17 protein-coding genes are annotated in these 17,373 nt (G+C 63.9%); 8 read left to right on the forward strand and 9 right to left on the reverse strand.

The window, feature by feature from the left end; all coding sequences use genetic code 11:
- The 3 genes from coxB to DB032_RS19980 form a co-directional block, all read right to left on the reverse strand.
- Positions 1-1,113, reverse strand: coding sequence for a cytochrome c oxidase subunit II (gene coxB, locus DB032_RS19970; protein WP_107800997.1), 1,113 nt, complete (start codon positions 1,111-1,113; stop codon positions 1-3).
- A 180-nt stretch (positions 1,114-1,293) separates the two neighbouring features.
- A complete protein-coding gene (bioD, locus tag DB032_RS19975; protein ID WP_107800998.1) occupies positions 1,294-1,932 on the reverse strand; it encodes a dethiobiotin synthase in 639 nt (212 codons plus the stop codon).
- Positions 1,933-2,229: 297 nt separating this feature from the next.
- On the reverse strand, positions 2,230-4,038 hold the full coding sequence (locus DB032_RS19980) for a 2-isopropylmalate synthase (protein ID WP_107802039.1): 1,809 nt from the start codon (positions 4,036-4,038) through the stop codon (positions 2,230-2,232).
- Positions 4,039-4,273: 235 nt separating this feature from the next.
- Here DB032_RS19980 and asd point away from each other — a divergent pair, with 235 nt between their 5' ends.
- Positions 4,274-5,116, forward strand: coding sequence for an archaetidylserine decarboxylase (asd, locus tag DB032_RS19985; protein WP_107800999.1), 843 nt, complete (start codon positions 4,274-4,276; stop codon positions 5,114-5,116).
- 128 nt (positions 5,117-5,244) lie between these two features.
- On the opposite strand, the gene ilvC is transcribed toward asd, so the two are convergent.
- From ilvC to ilvB, 3 genes are read right to left on the reverse strand one after another with little or no spacing between them, the layout of a single operon-like run.
- On the reverse strand, positions 5,245-6,261 hold the full coding sequence (gene ilvC / locus DB032_RS19990) for a ketol-acid reductoisomerase (RefSeq protein WP_048407995.1): 1,017 nt from the start codon (positions 6,259-6,261) through the stop codon (positions 5,245-5,247).
- Positions 6,262-6,320: 59 nt separating this feature from the next.
- Positions 6,321-6,812, reverse strand: a complete 492-nt coding sequence (gene ilvN / locus DB032_RS19995) for an acetolactate synthase small subunit (RefSeq protein WP_019101853.1) — start codon at positions 6,810-6,812, stop codon at positions 6,321-6,323.
- An 11-nt stretch (positions 6,813-6,823) separates the two neighbouring features.
- Entirely contained in the window at positions 6,824-8,590 is a 1,767-nt protein-coding gene (ilvB, locus tag DB032_RS20000; protein ID WP_107801000.1) for a biosynthetic-type acetolactate synthase large subunit, read from the reverse strand.
- Positions 8,591-8,785: 195 nt separating this feature from the next.
- Here ilvB and DB032_RS20005 point away from each other — a divergent pair, with 195 nt between their 5' ends.
- From DB032_RS20005 to DB032_RS20020, 4 genes are read left to right on the forward strand one after another with little or no spacing between them, the layout of a single operon-like run.
- A complete protein-coding gene (locus DB032_RS20005; protein WP_107801001.1) occupies positions 8,786-9,352 on the forward strand; it encodes an RNA polymerase sigma factor in 567 nt (188 codons plus the stop codon).
- The gene (locus DB032_RS20010) at positions 9,349-9,714 is read left to right on the forward strand and encodes a DUF3619 family protein (RefSeq protein WP_107801002.1); all 366 of its coding nucleotides are present in this window, start codon (positions 9,349-9,351) and stop codon (positions 9,712-9,714) included. Before DB032_RS20005 ends, DB032_RS20010 begins: the two co-directional genes overlap by 4 nt.
- Positions 9,707-10,096, forward strand: coding sequence for a DUF3106 domain-containing protein (locus tag DB032_RS20015; protein ID WP_107801003.1), 390 nt, complete (start codon positions 9,707-9,709; stop codon positions 10,094-10,096). The genes DB032_RS20010 and DB032_RS20015 overlap by 8 nt, the downstream gene beginning before the upstream one ends.
- Positions 10,083-10,643, forward strand: a complete 561-nt coding sequence (locus DB032_RS20020; RefSeq protein WP_107801004.1) for an RDD family protein — start codon at positions 10,083-10,085, stop codon at positions 10,641-10,643. The genes DB032_RS20015 and DB032_RS20020 overlap by 14 nt, the downstream gene beginning before the upstream one ends.
- On the opposite strand, the gene DB032_RS20025 is transcribed toward DB032_RS20020, so the two are convergent.
- Positions 10,644-11,537, reverse strand: coding sequence for a LysR family transcriptional regulator (locus DB032_RS20025; protein WP_107801005.1), 894 nt, complete (start codon positions 11,535-11,537; stop codon positions 10,644-10,646).
- A 114-nt stretch (positions 11,538-11,651) separates the two neighbouring features.
- Here DB032_RS20025 and DB032_RS20030 point away from each other — a divergent pair, with 114 nt between their 5' ends.
- Both DB032_RS20030 and DB032_RS20035 read left to right on the forward strand, forming a co-directional pair.
- Positions 11,652-12,080, forward strand: a complete 429-nt coding sequence (locus tag DB032_RS20030) for a carboxymuconolactone decarboxylase family protein (protein ID WP_107801006.1) — start codon at positions 11,652-11,654, stop codon at positions 12,078-12,080.
- A gap of 132 nt (positions 12,081-12,212) precedes the next feature.
- Positions 12,213-12,710 (forward strand): MarR family winged helix-turn-helix transcriptional regulator, encoded by a 498-nt coding sequence (locus DB032_RS20035; RefSeq protein ID WP_107801007.1) that lies wholly within the window; start codon positions 12,213-12,215, stop codon positions 12,708-12,710.
- A gap of 87 nt (positions 12,711-12,797) precedes the next feature.
- Here DB032_RS20035 and DB032_RS20040 read toward each other — a convergent pair whose 3' ends face one another.
- On the reverse strand, positions 12,798-13,439 hold the full coding sequence (locus DB032_RS20040) for a lytic transglycosylase domain-containing protein (protein ID WP_107801008.1): 642 nt from the start codon (positions 13,437-13,439) through the stop codon (positions 12,798-12,800).
- Positions 13,440-13,446: 7 nt separating this feature from the next.
- Positions 13,447-15,156 (reverse strand): proline--tRNA ligase, encoded by a 1,710-nt coding sequence (locus tag DB032_RS20045; RefSeq protein ID WP_107801009.1) that lies wholly within the window; start codon positions 15,154-15,156, stop codon positions 13,447-13,449.
- Between the two features lie 309 nt (positions 15,157-15,465).
- Here DB032_RS20045 and kup point away from each other — a divergent pair, with 309 nt between their 5' ends.
- Positions 15,466-17,331 carry a low affinity potassium transporter Kup gene (gene kup, locus DB032_RS20050; RefSeq protein WP_107801010.1) on the forward strand — a complete coding sequence of 622 codons (1,866 nt, stop codon included), beginning with the start codon at positions 15,466-15,468 and terminating at the stop codon, positions 17,329-17,331.
- The last annotated feature ends 42 nt before the right edge of the window (positions 17,332-17,373 follow it).

Raw genomic sequence — 17,373 nt, forward strand, 5'->3', positions numbered from 1 at the left:
TCAGCCGGTGGCGCCGCGGGCCGCCTTGATCTCTTTGGGCTGCACCAATTCGCCGGTGTGGTTGCCCCAGGCGTTGCGCTCATAGGTGATCACCGCGGCGATATCGGTATCGGACAGCTGCTTGCCCCAGGCTTGCATCGCCGGGTTTTTCTGACTGCCGAACAAGACGATGTGGATGTGCGCCGGCTTGTCGGCGGTGGCTATCTTGGAACCGTCCAGCGCCGGGAAGGCGCCGGGCAGGCCCTTGCCGTTGGCCTGATGACAGGCGACGCAGTTCTGGGCGTAGACCTTTTCGCCGCGGGCTTTCAGATCGGCCAGCGTCCACACCTTGTTGGGATCGTCCGCCGCCGCGGCCATTTGCTTTTTCTTGGCTTCCAGCCACTTGGCGTAGTCGTCCGGCGTCTTGGCCTCCACCACGATGGGCATGTAGCCGTGGTCCTTGCCGCACAACTCGGAGCACTGGCCGCGATAGGTGCCGGGCTTGTCTATGCGAAACCAGCTGTCGCGCAAAAAGCCGGGAACCGCGTCCTGCTTGACGCCCAGCTGCGGCACCCACCAGGAGTGGATCACGTCGTTGGCGGTCAGCAGCAGCCGTACTTTCTTGCCGGTGGGCACCACCAGCGGCTCGTCCACCTCCAGCAGGTAATTGACCGGTTTGGCCGCGGCGTTGGCGATGGCCTCGCGCGGCGTGGACAAATGGCTCATGAAGCCGAAATTATCGTCCAGGTAGTCGTAACGCCACTTCCATTGATAGCCGGTGACCTTGACCGTCATGTCCTCGCCACGCGTGCTCTTCTGCGACAACACCGCCTTGGTGGCCGGCCAGGCCATGCCGATCAGGATCAGCAGCGGAATCACCGTCCAGATGATTTCCACCGTGGTGTTTTCATGGAAGTGCTTGGCCTGATGGCCGGCGGCTTTGCGGTGGCGGACGATGGCGTACATCATCACCAGGAACACCAGCGCGAAGATGACGCAGGTGATCACCAGCAGCATGGTGTGCAGGTCGTATTGCTGGCGGGCAATGGGAGTGACGGGGGCTTGCAGATTCAACTCGGCCGCTGACGCGCAGGATATCGGCAGCCAACAGCAAAGGACGCGCATACAGGACATGGAGCCCCCCTAGAAATCCTCAACTGACATGAAATGGTGCTGACTGGTCCGGTCTATTCCCATGACCGGTTAATGGCATGCTAGAAAAAAAGGTCAAGGAAAACAAGAAAATGTCTTGCGGCAACGCAATAAAATATTACGGATGGGAATCGCGGCGCGCGCCGTTCCGCGCCCGGCGGCTCAGTTGGATTCGCCGGCCAGGTGCGGCACTTCCAGCAATAGCGGCGCCGGCATGTGTCTTTGCAGGGTTTCCAGGTTCTGCTCGTAGGCCTGTTGCTGCGGCACCACTCGATTGGCCACCCAGCCGGCCAGCGGCAGGCCGGCGTCCAGCACCGCGCGCGCGGTCAGCAAGGCGTGGTTGATGCAGCCCAGCCGCATGCCCACCACCAGAATCACCGGCAGTTGCAAGGCCTTGGCCATATCGGCCATGAACAGCCGGTCGGACAGCGGGGCCATCCAGCCGCCCGCCGCTTCCACCACCACCACGTCGGCGCAGGCGGCCAATTGCTGGTAATGGTCGACGATCACGTCCAGCCGGATGTCCACGCCGGCCTCGCTCGCGGCGATATGCGGCGACACCGGCGGCAGGAATCGATAGGGGTTCATCAGTTCCAGATCGGACTGGCCGGTGGCGGCGGTCAGCCGCGCCACGTCGTCGTTCCACCAGCTGCCGTCGGCCAGCAGTTCGCAGCCGGAAGCCACCGGCTTCATCGCCAGCACGCGCTTGCCTTCGGCCTGCCATTGGCGGATCAATTGCACGGCGACGTGGGTCTTGCCGATTTCGGTATCGGTGCCGGTGATGAAGAAGGCTGCGGACATGGGCGCTTTCCGTAATGGGGAAGGAGAGAGCTGGCAGTCTAGCGCCGGCCCGTCCGCGCGTAAAACGCAAAAACCCCGGCTCCGCCGCGCAACGACGCCGACCTCATGGGTCGGCTGTCCGCCGCGCGGCCTTGTGAGCCGGGGCAAAAAGGGTCGGCCTTGTGGGCCTGATGGACTTCACACTCGATAAAGTGAACTCCCTGGGCCGGACGGTCTAACGCTGACTGCGCGCCGACAAGGACGGGATGGAAAACCTTGTCGACGACGCGCCGCGCTGGCCGCCTCGGCCGGAAAACCTCATACCAGCGCTTGTGCGTTCAGCTTTTGCTCCTGGTTCATCAATTTGTTCAAGGCCGACAAATAGGCCTTGGCCGAGGACACGATGATGTCGGTGTCCGCGCCCAGGCCGCTGACGATGCGGCCGTCTCGCGCCAGGCGCACCGTCACTTCGCCTTGGGATTCGGTGCCCTTGGTGATGGCGTTCACCGAGTACAGTTCCAGTTCCGCGCCGCTGGCGGCCACGCTTTCAATCGCCTTGAAGGCGGCGTCCACCGGACCGGAGCCGCTGGATTGGGCGCGGCGCTCTTCGCCGTGCGCCAGGAAGACGATGGAGGCCACCGGCGCTTCGCCGGTTTCGGTGGCGATCTTCAAGGACACCAGTTTGTAATCCTCTTCGCGGACGGTGCTGAACTCGTCCGACACCAGCGCGTGCAGGTCCTCGTCGAAAATCTCGCGCTTGCGGTCCGCCAGCTCCTTGAAACGGGCGAAGGCGGCGTTCAGCGCTTCTTCGCTGTCCAGCACGATGCCCAGCTCGATCAGCTTGGTCTTGAAGGCGTTGCGGCCGGACAATTTGCCCAGGGTCAGGCGGTTGGTGCTCCAGCCCACCGATTCGGCGGACATGATCTCGTAGGTTTCGCGGTGCTTGAGCACGCCGTCCTGATGGATGCCGGACTCGTGGGCGAAGGCGTTGGCGCCGACGATGGCCTTGTTGGGCTGCACCGGATAGCCGGTCACCGTGGACACCAGCTTGGAGGCCGGCACGATCTGGGTGGCGTCGATGCCGGTTTCCAGCGCGAACACGTCCTTGCGGGTGCGCACCGCCATCACCACTTCCTCCAGGCTGGCGTTGCCGGCACGCTCGCCCAGGCCGTTGATGGTGCATTCCACCTGGCGCGCGCCGCCCAGCACCGCGGCCAGGCTGTTGGCCACCGCCATGCCCAGGTCGTTGTGACAGTGGGCGGACCAGACCACTTTGTCGCCGCCCGGCGTCTTGGCGATCAATTCGCGGAAGAAAGCCTCGGTGATGAAGGGCACCGCGTAACCGACGGTGTCCGGCACGTTCAGCGTGGTGGCGCCGGCCTTGATCACTTCGCCGAAAATGCGCGCCAGGAAGTTGATGTCCGAGCGCAGCGCGTCTTCGGCGGAGAACTCCACGTCGTCGGTGTACTCGCGGGCGATTTTCACCGCCGCCACCGCCGCCGCCACCACTTCGTCCGGGCTCATGCGCAGCTTCTTCTCCATATGGATGGGGCTGGTGGCGATGAAAGTATGGATGCGGCCGCGCGCCGCCGGCTTGATCGCTTCGCCCGCGGCGCGGACGTCGCGCTCATTGGCGCGGGCCAGACTACAGACGGTGGAGTCCTTGATCACCTCGGCGATGGCGCGGATGGCGTCGGCGTCGCCCGGGCTCGCCGCGGCGAAACCGGCTTCGATGATGTCCACGCCCAGACGCTCCAGCTGGCGGGCAATCCGGATCTTTTCTTCCTTGGTCATCGATGCGCCCGGCGATTGCTCGCCGTCGCGCAAGGTGGTGTCGAATATATAAAGACGATTGCCCATCTGGCTGTTTCTCCCTGGTCCCTGCATTGCAATTTCCGCGCCTGTCCCGACGCCGATCAGATAATCGTTGAAATCGAAGCGTTTACCCTGGCTGGCCGCCATCACCGCCAGCTTGTTGAGCTGGGCCAATGGCAGGCTGCCGCGTTCTCTCCATTTGTATATCGCCGCCCGAGTCACCGGCTCATCGGCGAACAAGCGATTCAGATCCTCAGCCAGCTGTCCCGGCCCGCCGAAGTCCGCAATCAAGCGTTCAATGTCCAATTGCATCATGTGCTCCCGCAGCAAATTTTGATCCAGCCTACCGGCAAGCAAGACATAAAGTCAAATCTGCATGCTGAAAACTGTGATTAAAACGTTACACCTGATGTCCAAGCCAAAAATATCGGACATTGTGTCTATTTTTGCCTGGCAATTGCCTAAGCTTTAAGCAAAGCGCAAGCGATCAGACGCCGGCAGATCGGTTATACTCTTGGGTTTAGTCAGATTGATCGAGGACAAACCAGTGTCCGAACGCCTGTTCGTGCTGTTGCAACATCTGATGCCCAAGCTGGCCATGACCCGGTTGGCGGGCCGCATCGCCAACTGGGAAGGCGGCAGCCTGACGCAATGGATCATCCGCCGCTTCATCGCCCGCTATCAGGTGGACATGAATGAAGCCGCCGCCAGCGATTCCTCCGCCTACGCCAGCTTCAACGCCTTCTTCACCCGCGCCCTGCGCGCCGACGCGCGCCCGCTCTCGAGCGAACGGCTGGCGTGCCCGGTGGACGGCGCCATCAGCCAGTTCGGCCGTATCGAGCAGGGGCAGATTTTCCAGGCCAAGGGCCGCAGCTACTCCGCCCAGGCGCTGCTGGCCGGCGACGCCGAATCCGCGCGCCGTTTCGACGACGGCCATTTCGCCACCATCTACCTGAGCCCGCGCGACTACCATCGCATCCACATGCCTTGCGACGGCCGCCTGCTGCGGATGAGCTATGTTCCGGGCGAGCTGTATTCGGTGAACCCGGCCACCGCCCGCGGCGTGGACCGCTTGTTCGCGCGCAATGAACGCGTGGTCTGCCTGTTCGAGGGACAGGACGGACGGCCCTTCGCGCTGGTGCTGGTGGGCGCCACCATCGTCGGCAGCATGGCCACCGTCTGGCACGGCGTGGTCAATCCGCCGCGGCCGGGCCAGATCCGGCACTGGGACTACCGCGACCAGGACATCCGTCTGGCCAAGGGCGAGGAGATGGGCCGCTTCTTGCTGGGCTCCACCGTGGTCTTGCTGTTCCCGCAAGGCCCGCTGAGCTTCAACCCCGCCTGGCAAGCCGCCGGCGCGGTGCGCATGGGCGAGGCGATGGCCGACTGAAGGCTCTCGCTCCAAACGCAACGGCGCCCAGGGCGCCGTTTTTCATGGGCCGGCCTTGCGTCCGCGCCGTCCAAACGCAAAAAAGCCGGGAAATCTCCCGGCTTTGCTTAATGCGGCAGCCCGCGGACTCAGTTCTTGGACTGGTCCACCAGCTTGTTCTTGGCGATCCACGGCATCATCGCGCGCAGCTCGGCGCCCACTTTCTCGATCGGGTGATCGGCGGTCAGACGACGACGCGCGGTCATGCTCGGATAGTTGGTCTTGCCTTCCAGGATGAACATCTTCGCGTATTCGCCGGACTGGATGCGGTACAGCGCCTTCTTCATCGCGTCCTTGGTGGCGGAGGTCACCACTTCCGGGCCGGTCACGTACTCGCCGTACTCCGCGTTGTTGGAGATCGAGTAGTTCATATTGGCGATGCCGCCTTCGTACATCAGGTCGACGATCAGCTTCAACTCGTGCAGACACTCGAAGTAAGCCATTTCCGGCGCGTAGCCGGCTTCCACCAGGGTTTCGAAGCCGGCCTTGACCAGCTCCACCGCGCCGCCGCACAGCACGGCCTGCTCGCCGAACAGATCGGTCTCGGTTTCCTCGCGGAAATTGGTCTCGATCACGCCGCCCTTGGTGCCGCCGTTGGCCGCCGCGTAGGACAGCGCCACGTCGCGCGCCTTGCCGGACTTGTCCTGATAGACCGCGATCAGGGTCGGCACGCCGCCGCCCTTCAGGTATTCGGAGCGCACGGTGTGGCCCGGGCCTTTCGGCGCCACCATGATCACGTCGACGTCGGCCGGCGGCACGATCTGGTTGTAATGGATGTTGAAGCCGTGGGCGAAGGCCAGCGCCGCGCCCTTCTTCAGATTGGGCGCGATGTCCTTGCCGTAGACGTCCGGCTGCGATTCGTCCGGCAGCAGAATCATCACCACGTCGGCCTTCTTCACCGCCTCGGCCACTTCCTTGACCTTGTGGCCGGCCGCTTCCGCCTTCTTCCAGGAAGCGCCGTCCTTGCGCAGGCCCACCACGACGTCCACGCCGGAGTCTTTCAGGTTCTGCGCATGGGCGTGGCCCTGGGAACCGTAGCCGATGATGGCGACTTTCTTGCCCTTGATGATGGAGAGGTCAGCGTCTTTGTCGTAGAAAACTTTCATTTGCAATCCTTGATTTCGTTTGTTTAGGCGGCCCGGCCCTTGGCCGGCGCCCGCCTGCTTCAGATTTTCAGAACCCGCTCACCCCGACCAATGCCGGATGCGCCGGTACGGACCGTTTCCAGGATCACTGTGCGGTCCACCGCCTCGATGAAGGCGCCGAGCTTTTCGCTCGTACCGGTCAGCTCGATGGTGTAAGTCTTTTCCGTCACGTCGATGATGCGTCCGCGGAAGATGTCGGCCATGCGCTTCATCTCCTCGCGGTCCTTGCCAGTGGCGCGGACCTTGATCAGCATCAGCTCGCGCTCGATGTGCTCGGATTCATTGAGGTCTATCACCTTGACCACCTCGATCAGCTTGTTGAGCTGCTTGGTGATCTGCTCGATGACTTCGTCGGAACCGTGAGTGACGATAGTCATGCGCGACAGCGTCGGGTCCTCGGTCGTGGACACTGTCAGCGAATCGATGTTGTAGGCACGGGCCGAAAACAGGCCCACCACGCGGGACAATGCGCCCGCTTCGTTTTCCAGAAGAATGGATAGGATATGTCGCATACCGGCTGGCCTCAACACATATTGCCGTAGTCACGGTTGTTCTCGAAGGGCACGTTCTGCACCTCGCTCATGTGCTCGGGCAGGTCCATCTGGTCCAGGCCCTTGCCGTTTTGCACCATCGGGAACACGTTCTCGGACTGGTCGGTACGGAAATCCAGGAACACCAGCCGCTCCTTCAGCTTCTGGCTGAACGCCTCCTTCAATACCGGCTCCACGTCGGCGGGGTCTTCCACCTTGAAGCCGATATGGCCGTAAGCCTCGGCGATTTTGACGAAGTCCGGCAAGGCGTCCATATAGGATTCGGAATAGCGCGTGCCGTAGAAGAACTGCTGCCACTGACGCACCATGCCCAGGTAGCGGTTGTTCAAGGCCAGCACCTTCACCGGGGTGTGGTACTGCTTGCAGGTGGACAGTTCCTGGATGTTCATCTGGATCGAGCCCTCGCCGGTGATGCAGGCGACGGTGGCGTCCGGATTGGCCAGTTGCGCGCCCATTGCCGCCGGCAGGCCGAAGCCCATGGTGCCGAGTCCGCCGGAGTTCAGCCACTGCTTGGGATTGTCGAACTTGTAGTACTGCGCCGCCCACATCTGGTGCTGGCCCACGTCGGATGTGACGATGGCCTTGCCGCCGGTGATTTCGTACAGCTTCTCCACCACGTACTGAGGCTTGATCAGCTCGGTGGACGGGGTGTACAGCAAACAGTTGTGGCCGCGCCATTCCTCAATCTGCTTCCACCAGCCGGCCAGGGCTTGAGCGTCCGGCTTCTGGCCGGATTGCTTCAGCAGGTCCAGCATGTCTTTCAGCACATGCTTGACGTCGCCGACGATGGGGATGTCCGCCTTCACCCGCTTGGAGATGGAGGACGGATCCACGTCGATGTGGATGATCTTCTTCGGCTGGCTGAGGAAGTGCGAGGGCACGCTGATCACGCGGTCGTCGAAACGCGCGCCTATGGCCACCAGCACATCGCAGTACTGCATCGCCATATTGGCTTCATAAGTGCCGTGCATGCCCAGCATGCCGAGGAACTGCGGATCGGAACCCGGATAGGCGCCCAGGCCCATCAGGGTGTTGGTACACGGCAAGCCCAGCGATTTGACCAGCTCGGTCACTTCGCCGGCGGCATTGCCCTGCACCGCGCCGCCGCCCACGTAAATAAAGGGGCGCTTGGCTTCCAACAGCAGGTTCACCGCTTTCTTGATCTGCCCCGGGTGGCCGCGGGTAGCCGGCACGTAGGAGCGGATATGCACGCTTTCCGGGTATTGGAATTCCGTGCGCTGCTGGGTGATGTCCTTGGGGATGTCAACCACCACCGGACCGGGACGACCGGTCTTGGCGATGTAGAACGCCTTTTTGATGGTGGCGGCTATTTCATTGACGTCCTTGACCAGGAAGTTGTGCTTCACGCACGGGCGGGTGATGCCCACCATGTCCACTTCCTGGAAGGCGTCCAGGCCGATGGCCGGAGACGGCACCTGGCCGGACAGCACCACCATGGGGATGGAGTCCATATAGGCGGTGGCAATGCCGGTCACGGCATTGGTCGCGCCGGGGCCGGAGGTGACCAGGGCCACGCCCACCTTGTCGCTGGAACGGGAGTAGGCATCGGCGGCATGCACCGCCGCCTGCTCATGCCTGACCAGCACATGTTTGAATTTGTCCTGCCGGAAAATGGCATCGTAGATTTCCAGCACCGCGCCGCCGGGGTAGCCGAAAACAAATTCGACACCTTCTTCCTGCAGGCAGCGGACAACCGCTTCCGCGCCCGATATCTGCATATCGCCTCTTGTCTTTGCGTTAGTTTCATCCCGTATCGGACGACCTTAGCGTATTGCTTTGAAACCGGTCAAGTGCTTTTGTGCAGGTGCAATATGCGTCTAAGCCTCGGTAAATTCAGGAAAAAAATCAGGCTTGGCCGAATCGGCGGCGCTCTGCTACCATCTTCTGTTGGCATCAACTCAAACTCTCATCCGATGGCTAGCCGCGAGGAAATGGCCGACTTCCTGGAGTCGGCGGAGAAACGCGCTTTCAAGCAGGCGTGGTATGCGGTCCAGAACGAAGACAGCGCATTGGATATCGTGCAGGACTCGATGATGAAACTGGCGGATCGCTATCCGCACGCCCCGGCGGCGGAACTGCCGCTGATCTTCCAGCGCATCCTGCAAAACACCATCCGCGATTTCTACCGCCGCAGCAAGGCGCGCCGTTTCGTCAGCACGCTGCTGTCTTCGCTGATCCCCGCCCGCGAGGAGGAGGACGGCCCGGACCCGCTGGAAGTGCTGGACGTGGCCGCGGACGAGGCGCACAGCAACCCCGAGCTGTGGTGCGCGCGCAAGGAAACCGCCGTGTTGATCGAGGCCTCGCTGCAGTTGCTGCCCGCCCGTCAACGCGAGGCCTTTTTGCTGCGTTATTGGGAGGGTCTGGATGTCGCCGCCACCGCGCGCGTGATGGGCTGCTCGGAAGGCAGCGTGAAAACGCATTGCTCGCGCGCCAATCACACGCTGGCCGCCATCCTCGCGCAAAAGGGAGTGACGCTATGAAACCTTCCAATCCCCTGCCCGGCCATGTGTCCCGCGTGCTGGATCACGCCAGCGACGATCTCGACCCCGCGCTGGAACGCAAGCTGCGCCAGGCGCGCGAACGCGCGCTGAGCCGCTTCGACGCCCATTCCCCCGGCGCCGCGCCCCCGCGCGAGCGGCTGGGCCTGTGGGCTCAACGCCATGTGTTGTCGCTCCGCCGCGGCGGCCTGGCCTTGGGCTTCGCGCTGTTGACCGGCGCCGGCATGATGCTGGCCGAAGACCTGCTGCTGGAGGAAGAAGCGGTGGACGCCGCGCTGCTGGCGCAGGATCTGCCCTTCGAAGCCTTGCTGGAACCGCATTTCAGCCGAGGCCTGCATGAATAGCGGCCGCCGCCTGCTGCTTGCCCTGTGCCTGAGCGGGCTGCTGACGCCGGCGGCCAAGGCCAGCCCGCCGGCCAACCCCAGCTGGGCGCAGTTGAGCGCGGAACAGCAACAGGTGCTGGCGCCGCTGGCCACGGAATGGGACCGCTACGCGCCGTATAAAAAGCAGAATCTGCTGGCCATCGTGCCGTCCTTCCAACAGCTGCCGGAGGCCCAGCGCCAGCGCGTGCAACAGAAGCTGAAAGCCTGGTCCGAGCTGAGCCAGCAGCAGCGCGACGAAATCCGCGCCAACTGGAAAGCCTTGCAGCAGATGCCGCCCGAACAACGCCGGCAGGCCATCCAGCGCCTGCAACAACAACACAAGACCCAAGATGCCTCCCGCTGACACCCCCGCCCTGACTCCTCCGACACTGAAACGCAGCCTGGCCAGCCTGTTCTACGAATTGCTGCTGGTCGCCGCGCTCTTGCTCACCGTCACCGCGGCGCTGACGCCGTTGCAAACGCTGATCGGCCAGGGGCCGCTGTTCAAGGCCCTGCTGAAAGGCGTGCTCGCCGTCGCGCTGTTCGGCTACTTCGGCTATTGCTGGGTGCGCAGCGGCCAGACCGTGGCGATGAAGACCTGGCGCATCAAGCTGGTCAACGCCCGCGGCGGCGGCATTGTCTGGAAGCAGGCGGCGGCGCGCTACCTGATCGGCCTGACCTTGTTCGTCGGCATGCCGGCGGTGTCCTACCTCGGCTGGGCCAATGCCTACGGCCACCAGCCGCAGGCGCTGTGGCTGGCGCTGAGCTGGTGCTTGGTGCCCTTCCTGGCCAAGTTCTACGACCGCGACAAACTCTTCCTGCACGACAGACTGGCCGGCACCCGGCAGATCGTGCTGCCCAAGCCGCCGCATCCGGGCAAGAAGCGGCGCGGCGAGCCCACGCCGGGCTGACTAAGCCCGCGCCAGCAAAGGCTCCGTCTCGGCGAACTCCGCCAGAACGTCCAGCAAGACCCGCACCCGCGCCGGCGGATAACGCCGTTGCGGCCATACCGCGTACACCGGCTGCGCCGGCATTTCCCAGCCGGCCAAGACCTGCCGCAAGCCGCCTTCCGCCAACTGACGGTGGCACAGGCTATGCGGACAGACGGCAATGCCGACGCCGGCCTCGGCCAAGCGGCGCGGCAGCAGCATATCGTTGACCCGCAGCCGCGGCGGCGGCAACTCCCATTCCGCGCCGTCGTCCCGGCGCCGCAAATGCCAGCGCTCGAACGGCTCCGCCACCAGCAAGGCGTGACGCGCCAGCGCCTCCGGCGTCCGCGGCTCGCCTTGCGCCGCCAGATAGGCCGGCGCGGCCACCAGCAAAGTGCGCACCCAGCCCAGCCGCCTTTGGTTCAAGCTGGAGTCCGGCTGCTCCCCTACCCGCAAGGCCAGGTCCGCCATGCCGCTGAGCAGGTCGTCGATGGCGTTGTTCAGATGCAGCTCCAAGCGCAAGTCAGGATAGTCTCTGAGCATCCGCCGCCACACCGGCACCAGGACGTCGTTGCCCAGGCTCAGCGGCGACAGCACCCGCAGCACGCCCTTGACCTGGTGCAGCGAATCGGCCAGCGATGCGGCGGTCTGGCTCAGCGATTGCAGCAAGGGCCGGCATTGCTCGTAGTACTGCCCGCCTTCCGCCGTCAGCTCCATCCGCCGCGCGCTGCGGTGCAGCAGGCGACAGCCCAACTCCCGCTCCAGCGCCTGCAAGCGCCGCGACAGGGTGGCGGTGGGCACGCCCAGCCGCCGAGCGGCGGCATTCAGGCTGCCGGCGTCGACAATGCTCACGAATAACTGCAGATCATCCAGCATGATTTCATTTTTGGAATTTGAATTCGATATTTTAAGTCTATTTACATAAATGATTTTTGCCTAGACTGCCCTTGCAGCTCGCCGCTGCGACTCTCTCTCTTGAAAGGAATTGCCATGTCTCTGCGCCTGCCCTACACCCAACTGTCCCCCGCCGCCTACCAAGGGCTGGCCAGCGTCAAAGCCAGCCTACAGCACAGCAGCCTGGGCCTGCCCTTGATCGAGCTGGTTTACCTGCGCGTATCCCAGATCAACGGCTGCGCCTTCTGCCTGAAAATGCACGCGTCGGCCCTGCGCGCCCGGGGGGAAAGCAATGAACGCATCGATTCTCTGGCCGGCTGGCGCGTCAGCGAGTTGTACAGCGCCCGCGAACGCGCGGCGCTGGAATGGGCGGAATCGCTGACCGACATCGCCGTCACCCAGGCGCCGGACCAGCACTATCTGCCCTTGCAGGAACACTTCAGCCCGGAAGAAGTGGCGGACCTGAGCTTCGCCATCGCCCTGATGAACGCCTTCAACCGGCTGGCGGTCAGCATGCGTCAGTAAGCGCGCTTCCCGCTGGTGCGGGTGATGACTGAAGACTATTCTTTCACGTGAAGATAAACTAACTTCAAGCCGTGCTAATCTCTGCGCCCGGTAGTCATCCAGTTGTCACCCACACATCAGGAACCGTCAGTGATGCAACAAGCACCAGACCAGATTGACCGTATCGTGGCCCTGTGGCGCGAGGTTCGCCCGGACTTGGACCCGTCCTCCACCGAAGTGGTCGGCCGCATTGTGCGAATGGAGTACTTCGTCACCCGCCGCGTACTGCACGATTTGGCGCGCCACAATCTGAATGTCGGCGAATTCGACGTGTTGGCCGCGCTGCGCCGCGGCGGCGAGCCGTTCCAGCTGTCCCCCAATCAACTGCAAGGCATGGTGCTGATTTCCTCCGGCGCGCTGACCAACCGCATCAATCGTCTGGAAGAAGCCGGCCTGGTGACCCGCTCGCCGGACCCGGGCGACCGCCGCGGCGTGATCGTGACGCTGACGCCCAAGGGCTTCGAGGTGATCGAGGACGCCGTCGGCAACCATCTGTCGGCCGAGGCCGAGTTGATCGAGATGCTGGACGCGGAAGAACGCGCCACGCTGGCGCGCTTGCTGAAAAAGATGCTGCAAACCCAGGAAGATTGAAATGCGCGCGCCCTCCTGTAGCCTGCCGCGCTGAGCGGACAAAAAACCGGCCTGGATTCCAGAGCCGGTTTTTTTTGCATCCGCGCTTCAGCGCAGCAGCGGCGGCGCGGCGCCCGCCGCCGCCGTTTTCACCGGCAGCGGCGCCACCCAGTGCCAGCGGCCTTTCCAGGCCCCCATCACCAGATTGGGATACTCGGCGCGGCCCAGGCTGCCGTTGTAGCGGCCCAGCGCGCGGAACAGATTGCCGCGCTCGATATCCAGGTAGTAACGCAGAATGGTGCAGCCGTAGCGCAGATTGGTGGTGAGATCGAACAGATTGTGCTGCGCATTGCCTATGCTGCGCACCCAGAACGGCATCACCTGCATCAGCCCGCGCGCGCCGGCGCCGGAGATCGCGTACTTGTTGAAGCCGCTTTCCACTTGAATCAGGCCCAGCACCAGCTGCGGGTCCAGGCCGGCGCGGGTGGCCTCGTAATGGATGGCGGTGAGCAGACGCTCGCGCGTCCATTTATCCGGAATCCGCTTGGCCAGCCGGCTGGACATCTCTCCAAGCCAGGCGTCGGCCTCGCGCTGGTCGTCGAACACCAGCCGCGGCGCATTGGCGTCCGACACCGAACGGCGCATGGTGGAAGCGACGTTGGCGGCCAGCGCCTCTTCCTTCTGCGCGCCGGCCCACGCCGGCATCGCTGCCAGCGCGGCCAACAATACGACGATGCCGGATCGGATCATAAGACGGTCACAGCCCCAGTTTGGCTAGCACTTGTTCCAGCATAGCATCGGCGGCCAGCGCGCTGGCCTCCGCGTCGCGACGGTGCTGGTACTCGACCTTGCCTTCCTTCAGGCCGCGGTCGCCGATGGTGACGCGATGCGGCGCGCCGATCAGTTCCCAATCGGCGAACATCGCGCCCGGGCGCTCGCCGCGGTCGTCCAGGATCACGTCCACGCCCTTGGCCAGCAGGCCTTGGTACAAGGCGTCGGCGGCGGCCTTCACCTCGGCGGAACGGTCATAGCCCACCGGGCAGATCACCAGGGCGAACGGCGCGATGGCGTCCGGCCAGATCATGCCCTTGTCGTCGAAGTTCTGCTCGATCGCCGCGCCCAGAATGCGGGTGACGCCGATGCCGTAGCAGCCCATCTCGAACGGCTTGGGCTTGCCGTCCTCGTCCAGGAAGGTGGCGTTCATCGCTTCCGAGTACTTGGTGCCCAGATAGAACACATGGCCCACTTCAATGCCGCGCTGGATCGCCAGCTCGCCCTTGCCGTCCGGCGAGGCGTCGCCGGCCACCACATTGCGGATGTCCATCACTTCCGGCTCCGCGCAATCGCGGCCGAAGTTGACGCCGGTGTAGTGCTGATCGTCCTCGTTGGCGCCGGTAATCATGTCGGCCATCTTGGCGACGGTGCGGTCGGCGATGACGCGGCCCTTGAAGCCCACCGGGCCCAGCGAGCCGGGATTGGCGCCGAAGGCAGCCTTGATCGCGGCCGGCGAGGCGAAAGTCAGCGGCTTCTTGATGCCGGCGATCTTCTCCGCCTTGACTTCGTTCAGCTCGTGGTCGCCGCGCACCAGCAACAGCACCGGCTGATCTTCGTCGCCGTCCACCACCACCGCCTTGACGGTCTGCTTGACGTCCACGTTCAGGAAGCCCACCAGATCAGCGATGGTCTTGACCTTGGGCGTGTGCGCCTTGGCCATGGCCGCGCCGGCGGCCGCGCGTTCGCCGGCCGGGGCCACGGCTTCGGCCAGTTCGATGTTGGCGGCGTAGTCGGAACCCGGGCAGTAGACGATGGCGTCCTCGCCGGTGTCGGCGATCACCTGGAATTCATGCGAGCGGTCGCCGCCGATCGCGCCAGTGTCTGCGGCGACGGCGCGGTAGCTCAGGCCCAGGCGGTCGAAGATGCGGCAGTAGGCGGCGTACATATTGTCGTAGCTGACGCCGGCGGCGTCGGCGCTGCGGTCGAAGGAGTAGGCGTCCTTCATGGTGAACTCGCGGCCGCGCATCACGCCGAAGCGCGGACGGCGCTCGTCGCGGAACTTGGTCTGGATCTGGAAGAAGTTCTTCGGCAGCGCGCGGTAGCTGCGCAGCTCGTTGCGGGCGATGTCGGTGATCAGCTCCTCGGCGGTGGGCTGCAAGGCGAAATCGCGCTCATGGCGGTCCTTGAAGCGCAGCAACTCCTCGCCCATCTTGTCCCAGCGGCCGGTTTCCTGCCACAGGCCGGCCGGTTGCACCACCGGCAGGCTGACTTCGATTGCGCCGGCGCGATTCATCTCTTCGCGCACGATGTTTTCCACCTTGCGCACGCTGCGCAGGCCCATCGGCATCCAGGAGTAAATGCCGGCGGCCACTTTGCGGATGAAGCCGGCGCGCATCATCAGTTTCTGGCTGGCGATGTCGGCGTCGGCGGGGGCTTCCTTCAGGGTGGAAATGAAAAACTGCGATGCGCGCATGATGCGTCCTTGGCAATACGGTGTAATTGAGGGCTTGATTGTAGCGTTTGCCGCGCCTCGCGGCCAAGCCTTGCGCCGGCATCGCCGATTTGCGCTATAAAGATGCGTGTCCCGCCCCCCGCCGGCTACCCCAGATGCGGCCGCCGCGCAAGCAGACAGCCCGGACTCTGTCGTTTTACGAGAACACATCTCGGCTCTTGCGCGGCCTTTGCTTGGCTTACCCAGACCTCTGGAGTAATCTGCGCGCTCAAGAACCACCGATATTGCTGTGCAGCAATATACGGTGACGAACAATTCCATTGGATGCTTATGCAGGATCACAACAAACAGGCCATGGCTGGCCTGACCCTGGCCGCTTTGGGCGTGGTATACGGCGACATCGGCACCAGCCCGCTGTATACCCTGCGCGAATGCTTCACCGGCCAGGGCATCCCCACCACCCCGGAAAACATCTTCGGCATCTTGTCGCTGATCTTCTGGTCGCTGATTTTCGTGGTTTCCATCAAGTACGTGGCCTTCGTGCTGCGCGCCGACAACCGCGGCGAAGGCGGCATCATGGCGCTGATGGCGCTGGCCCGTCATTACACCACTCACGCCGCGCGCTGGAAGATCGTGCTGCTGGGCTTGTTCGGCGCGGCGCTGTTCTACGGCGACGCCATCATCACCCCGGCGGTGTCGGTCTTGTCCGCCGCCGAGGGCATGGAGCTGATTTCGCCGGCGATGGAAAGCTATGTGCTGCCGATGGCCATCGGCGTGCTGACCGGCCTGTTCCTGCTGCAACGCTTCGGCACCGCCAGCGTCGGCCTGCTGTTCGGCCCCATCATGCTGGTCTGGTTCTCCGTGCTGGGTCTGCTCGGCTTGCACCAGATCGTGCAAGCGCCGCAAGTGCTGCAGGCGCTCAATCCCTACCACGCGCTGCACTTCATCGGCCACAACGGCTGGGGCTCCTTCCTGACCCTGGGCTCGGTGGTGCTGGCGCTGACCGGCGCCGAGGCGCTGTACGCCGACATGGGCCATTTCGGCAGCTCGCCGATCCGCCGCGCCTGGTTCAGCCTGGTGCTGCCCGGCCTGGCGCTGAATTATTTCGGCCAGGGCGCGCTGCTGATGCAAAACCCGGCGGCGATCAAGAATCCCTTCTTCCTGCTGGCGCCGGACTGGGCGCTGCTGCCGCTGATCGTGATGGCGACGCTGGCCACGGTGATCGCGTCGCAGGCGGTGATTTCCGGCGCCTACTCGCTGACCCGCCAGGCCATCCAGCTGGGTTACTGCCCGCGGCTGGAAGTGCAGCACACCTCGGAAAAAGAGATCGGCCAGATCTATATGCCCTTCATCAACTGGGCGTTGCTGATCGCGGTGATGGTGGTGGTGCTGACCTTCAAGACTTCGTCCAGCCTGGCCGCCGCCTACGGCATCGCCGTCACCGGCACCATGCTGATCACCACCTGCCTGTTCTTCGTGGTGGCCCGGGTCAACTGGCGCTGGCCGCTGCCGCTGGCGCTGGGCGTCACCCTGATGTTCGCCACCATAGACCTGGGCTTCTTCAGCGCCAACATCCATAAAGTGGCCGACGGCGGCTGGCTGCCGCTGGTGCTGGGCATGGTGATCTTCACCCTGATGAGCACCTGGAAGCAGGGCCGCGAGCTGCTGTTCACCCGCCTGCGCGACCAGGCGCTGCCGCTGGACAGCTTCATCGAGAACCTGGAAGCCTATCCGCCGACGCGGGTGCAAGGCACCGCGGTGTTCCTGACCAGCACCTTGCACGGCGTGCCGCACGCGCTGCTGCACAATCTCAAGCACAACAAGGTGCTGCACGAGCGGGTGGTGTTGATGACGGTGCGCACCGAAGACGTGCCCTATGTGGCGGAAGAGGACAGACTGGAGATCGTGCAGATGTCGGCTTCGTTCTGGCGCGTGGTGGCCCGCTACGGCTTCAAGGAAGACCCGAACGTGCTGCAGGTGCTGGAAGACTGCACCGCCCAGGGCCTGGCTTTCGAGCTGATGGACACGTCCTTCTTCCTGTCGCGGGAAACCATCGTGTCCACCGAGCGTCCGGGCATGTCGCGCCTGCGCGAGAAGCTGTTCGTGTGGATGAGCAAGAACGCGATGCGCGCCACCGACTTCTTCCAGGTGCCGACCAACCGGGTGGTGGAGCTGGGCGCGCAAGTCGAGCTGTAAGCCTTCCCGCCCCGCTCCCAAGCCGGACCGGCCCTGCCTGTC

Origin of the sequence: Chromobacterium sp. Panama (genome assembly GCF_003052555.1) — a bacterium.
GTDB lineage: Bacteria > Pseudomonadota > Gammaproteobacteria > Burkholderiales > Chromobacteriaceae > Chromobacterium.

What these genes read in the sequence shown, in the direction of transcription:
- DB032_RS20010 (WP_107801002.1), top strand. Translation starts at nt 9,349, where the DNA reads ATGAAACCTTCCAATCCCCTGCCCGGCCATGTGTCCCGCGTGCTGGAT.
- DB032_RS20025 (WP_107801005.1), bottom strand. Translation starts at nt 11,537, where the DNA reads ATGCTGGATGATCTGCAGTTATTCGTGAGCATTGTCGACGCCGGCAGC.
- bioD (WP_107800998.1), bottom strand. Translation starts at nt 1,932, where the DNA reads ATGTCCGCAGCCTTCTTCATCACCGGCACCGATACCGAAATCGGCAAG.
- ilvN (WP_019101853.1), bottom strand. Translation starts at nt 6,812, where the DNA reads ATGCGACATATCCTATCCATTCTTCTGGAAAACGAAGCGGGCGCATTG.
- DB032_RS20030 (WP_107801006.1), top strand. Translation starts at nt 11,652, where the DNA reads ATGTCTCTGCGCCTGCCCTACACCCAACTGTCCCCCGCCGCCTACCAA.
- ilvC (WP_048407995.1), bottom strand. Translation starts at nt 6,261, where the DNA reads ATGAAAGTTTTCTACGACAAAGACGCTGACCTCTCCATCATCAAGGGC.
- DB032_RS20015 (WP_107801003.1), top strand. Translation starts at nt 9,707, where the DNA reads ATGAATAGCGGCCGCCGCCTGCTGCTTGCCCTGTGCCTGAGCGGGCTG.
- DB032_RS20040 (WP_107801008.1), bottom strand. Translation starts at nt 13,439, where the DNA reads ATGATCCGATCCGGCATCGTCGTATTGTTGGCCGCGCTGGCAGCGATG.
- kup (WP_107801010.1), top strand. Translation starts at nt 15,466, where the DNA reads ATGCAGGATCACAACAAACAGGCCATGGCTGGCCTGACCCTGGCCGCT.
- DB032_RS19980 (WP_107802039.1), bottom strand. Translation starts at nt 4,038, where the DNA reads ATGCAATTGGACATTGAACGCTTGATTGCGGACTTCGGCGGGCCGGGA.
- DB032_RS20005 (WP_107801001.1), top strand. Translation starts at nt 8,786, where the DNA reads ATGGCTAGCCGCGAGGAAATGGCCGACTTCCTGGAGTCGGCGGAGAAA.
- coxB (WP_107800997.1), bottom strand. Translation starts at nt 1,113, where the DNA reads ATGTCCTGTATGCGCGTCCTTTGCTGTTGGCTGCCGATATCCTGCGCG.
- ilvB (WP_107801000.1), bottom strand. Translation starts at nt 8,590, where the DNA reads ATGCAGATATCGGGCGCGGAAGCGGTTGTCCGCTGCCTGCAGGAAGAA.
- DB032_RS20045 (WP_107801009.1), bottom strand. Translation starts at nt 15,156, where the DNA reads ATGCGCGCATCGCAGTTTTTCATTTCCACCCTGAAGGAAGCCCCCGCC.
- DB032_RS20035 (WP_107801007.1), top strand. Translation starts at nt 12,213, where the DNA reads ATGCAACAAGCACCAGACCAGATTGACCGTATCGTGGCCCTGTGGCGC.
- DB032_RS20020 (WP_107801004.1), top strand. Translation starts at nt 10,083, where the DNA reads ATGCCTCCCGCTGACACCCCCGCCCTGACTCCTCCGACACTGAAACGC.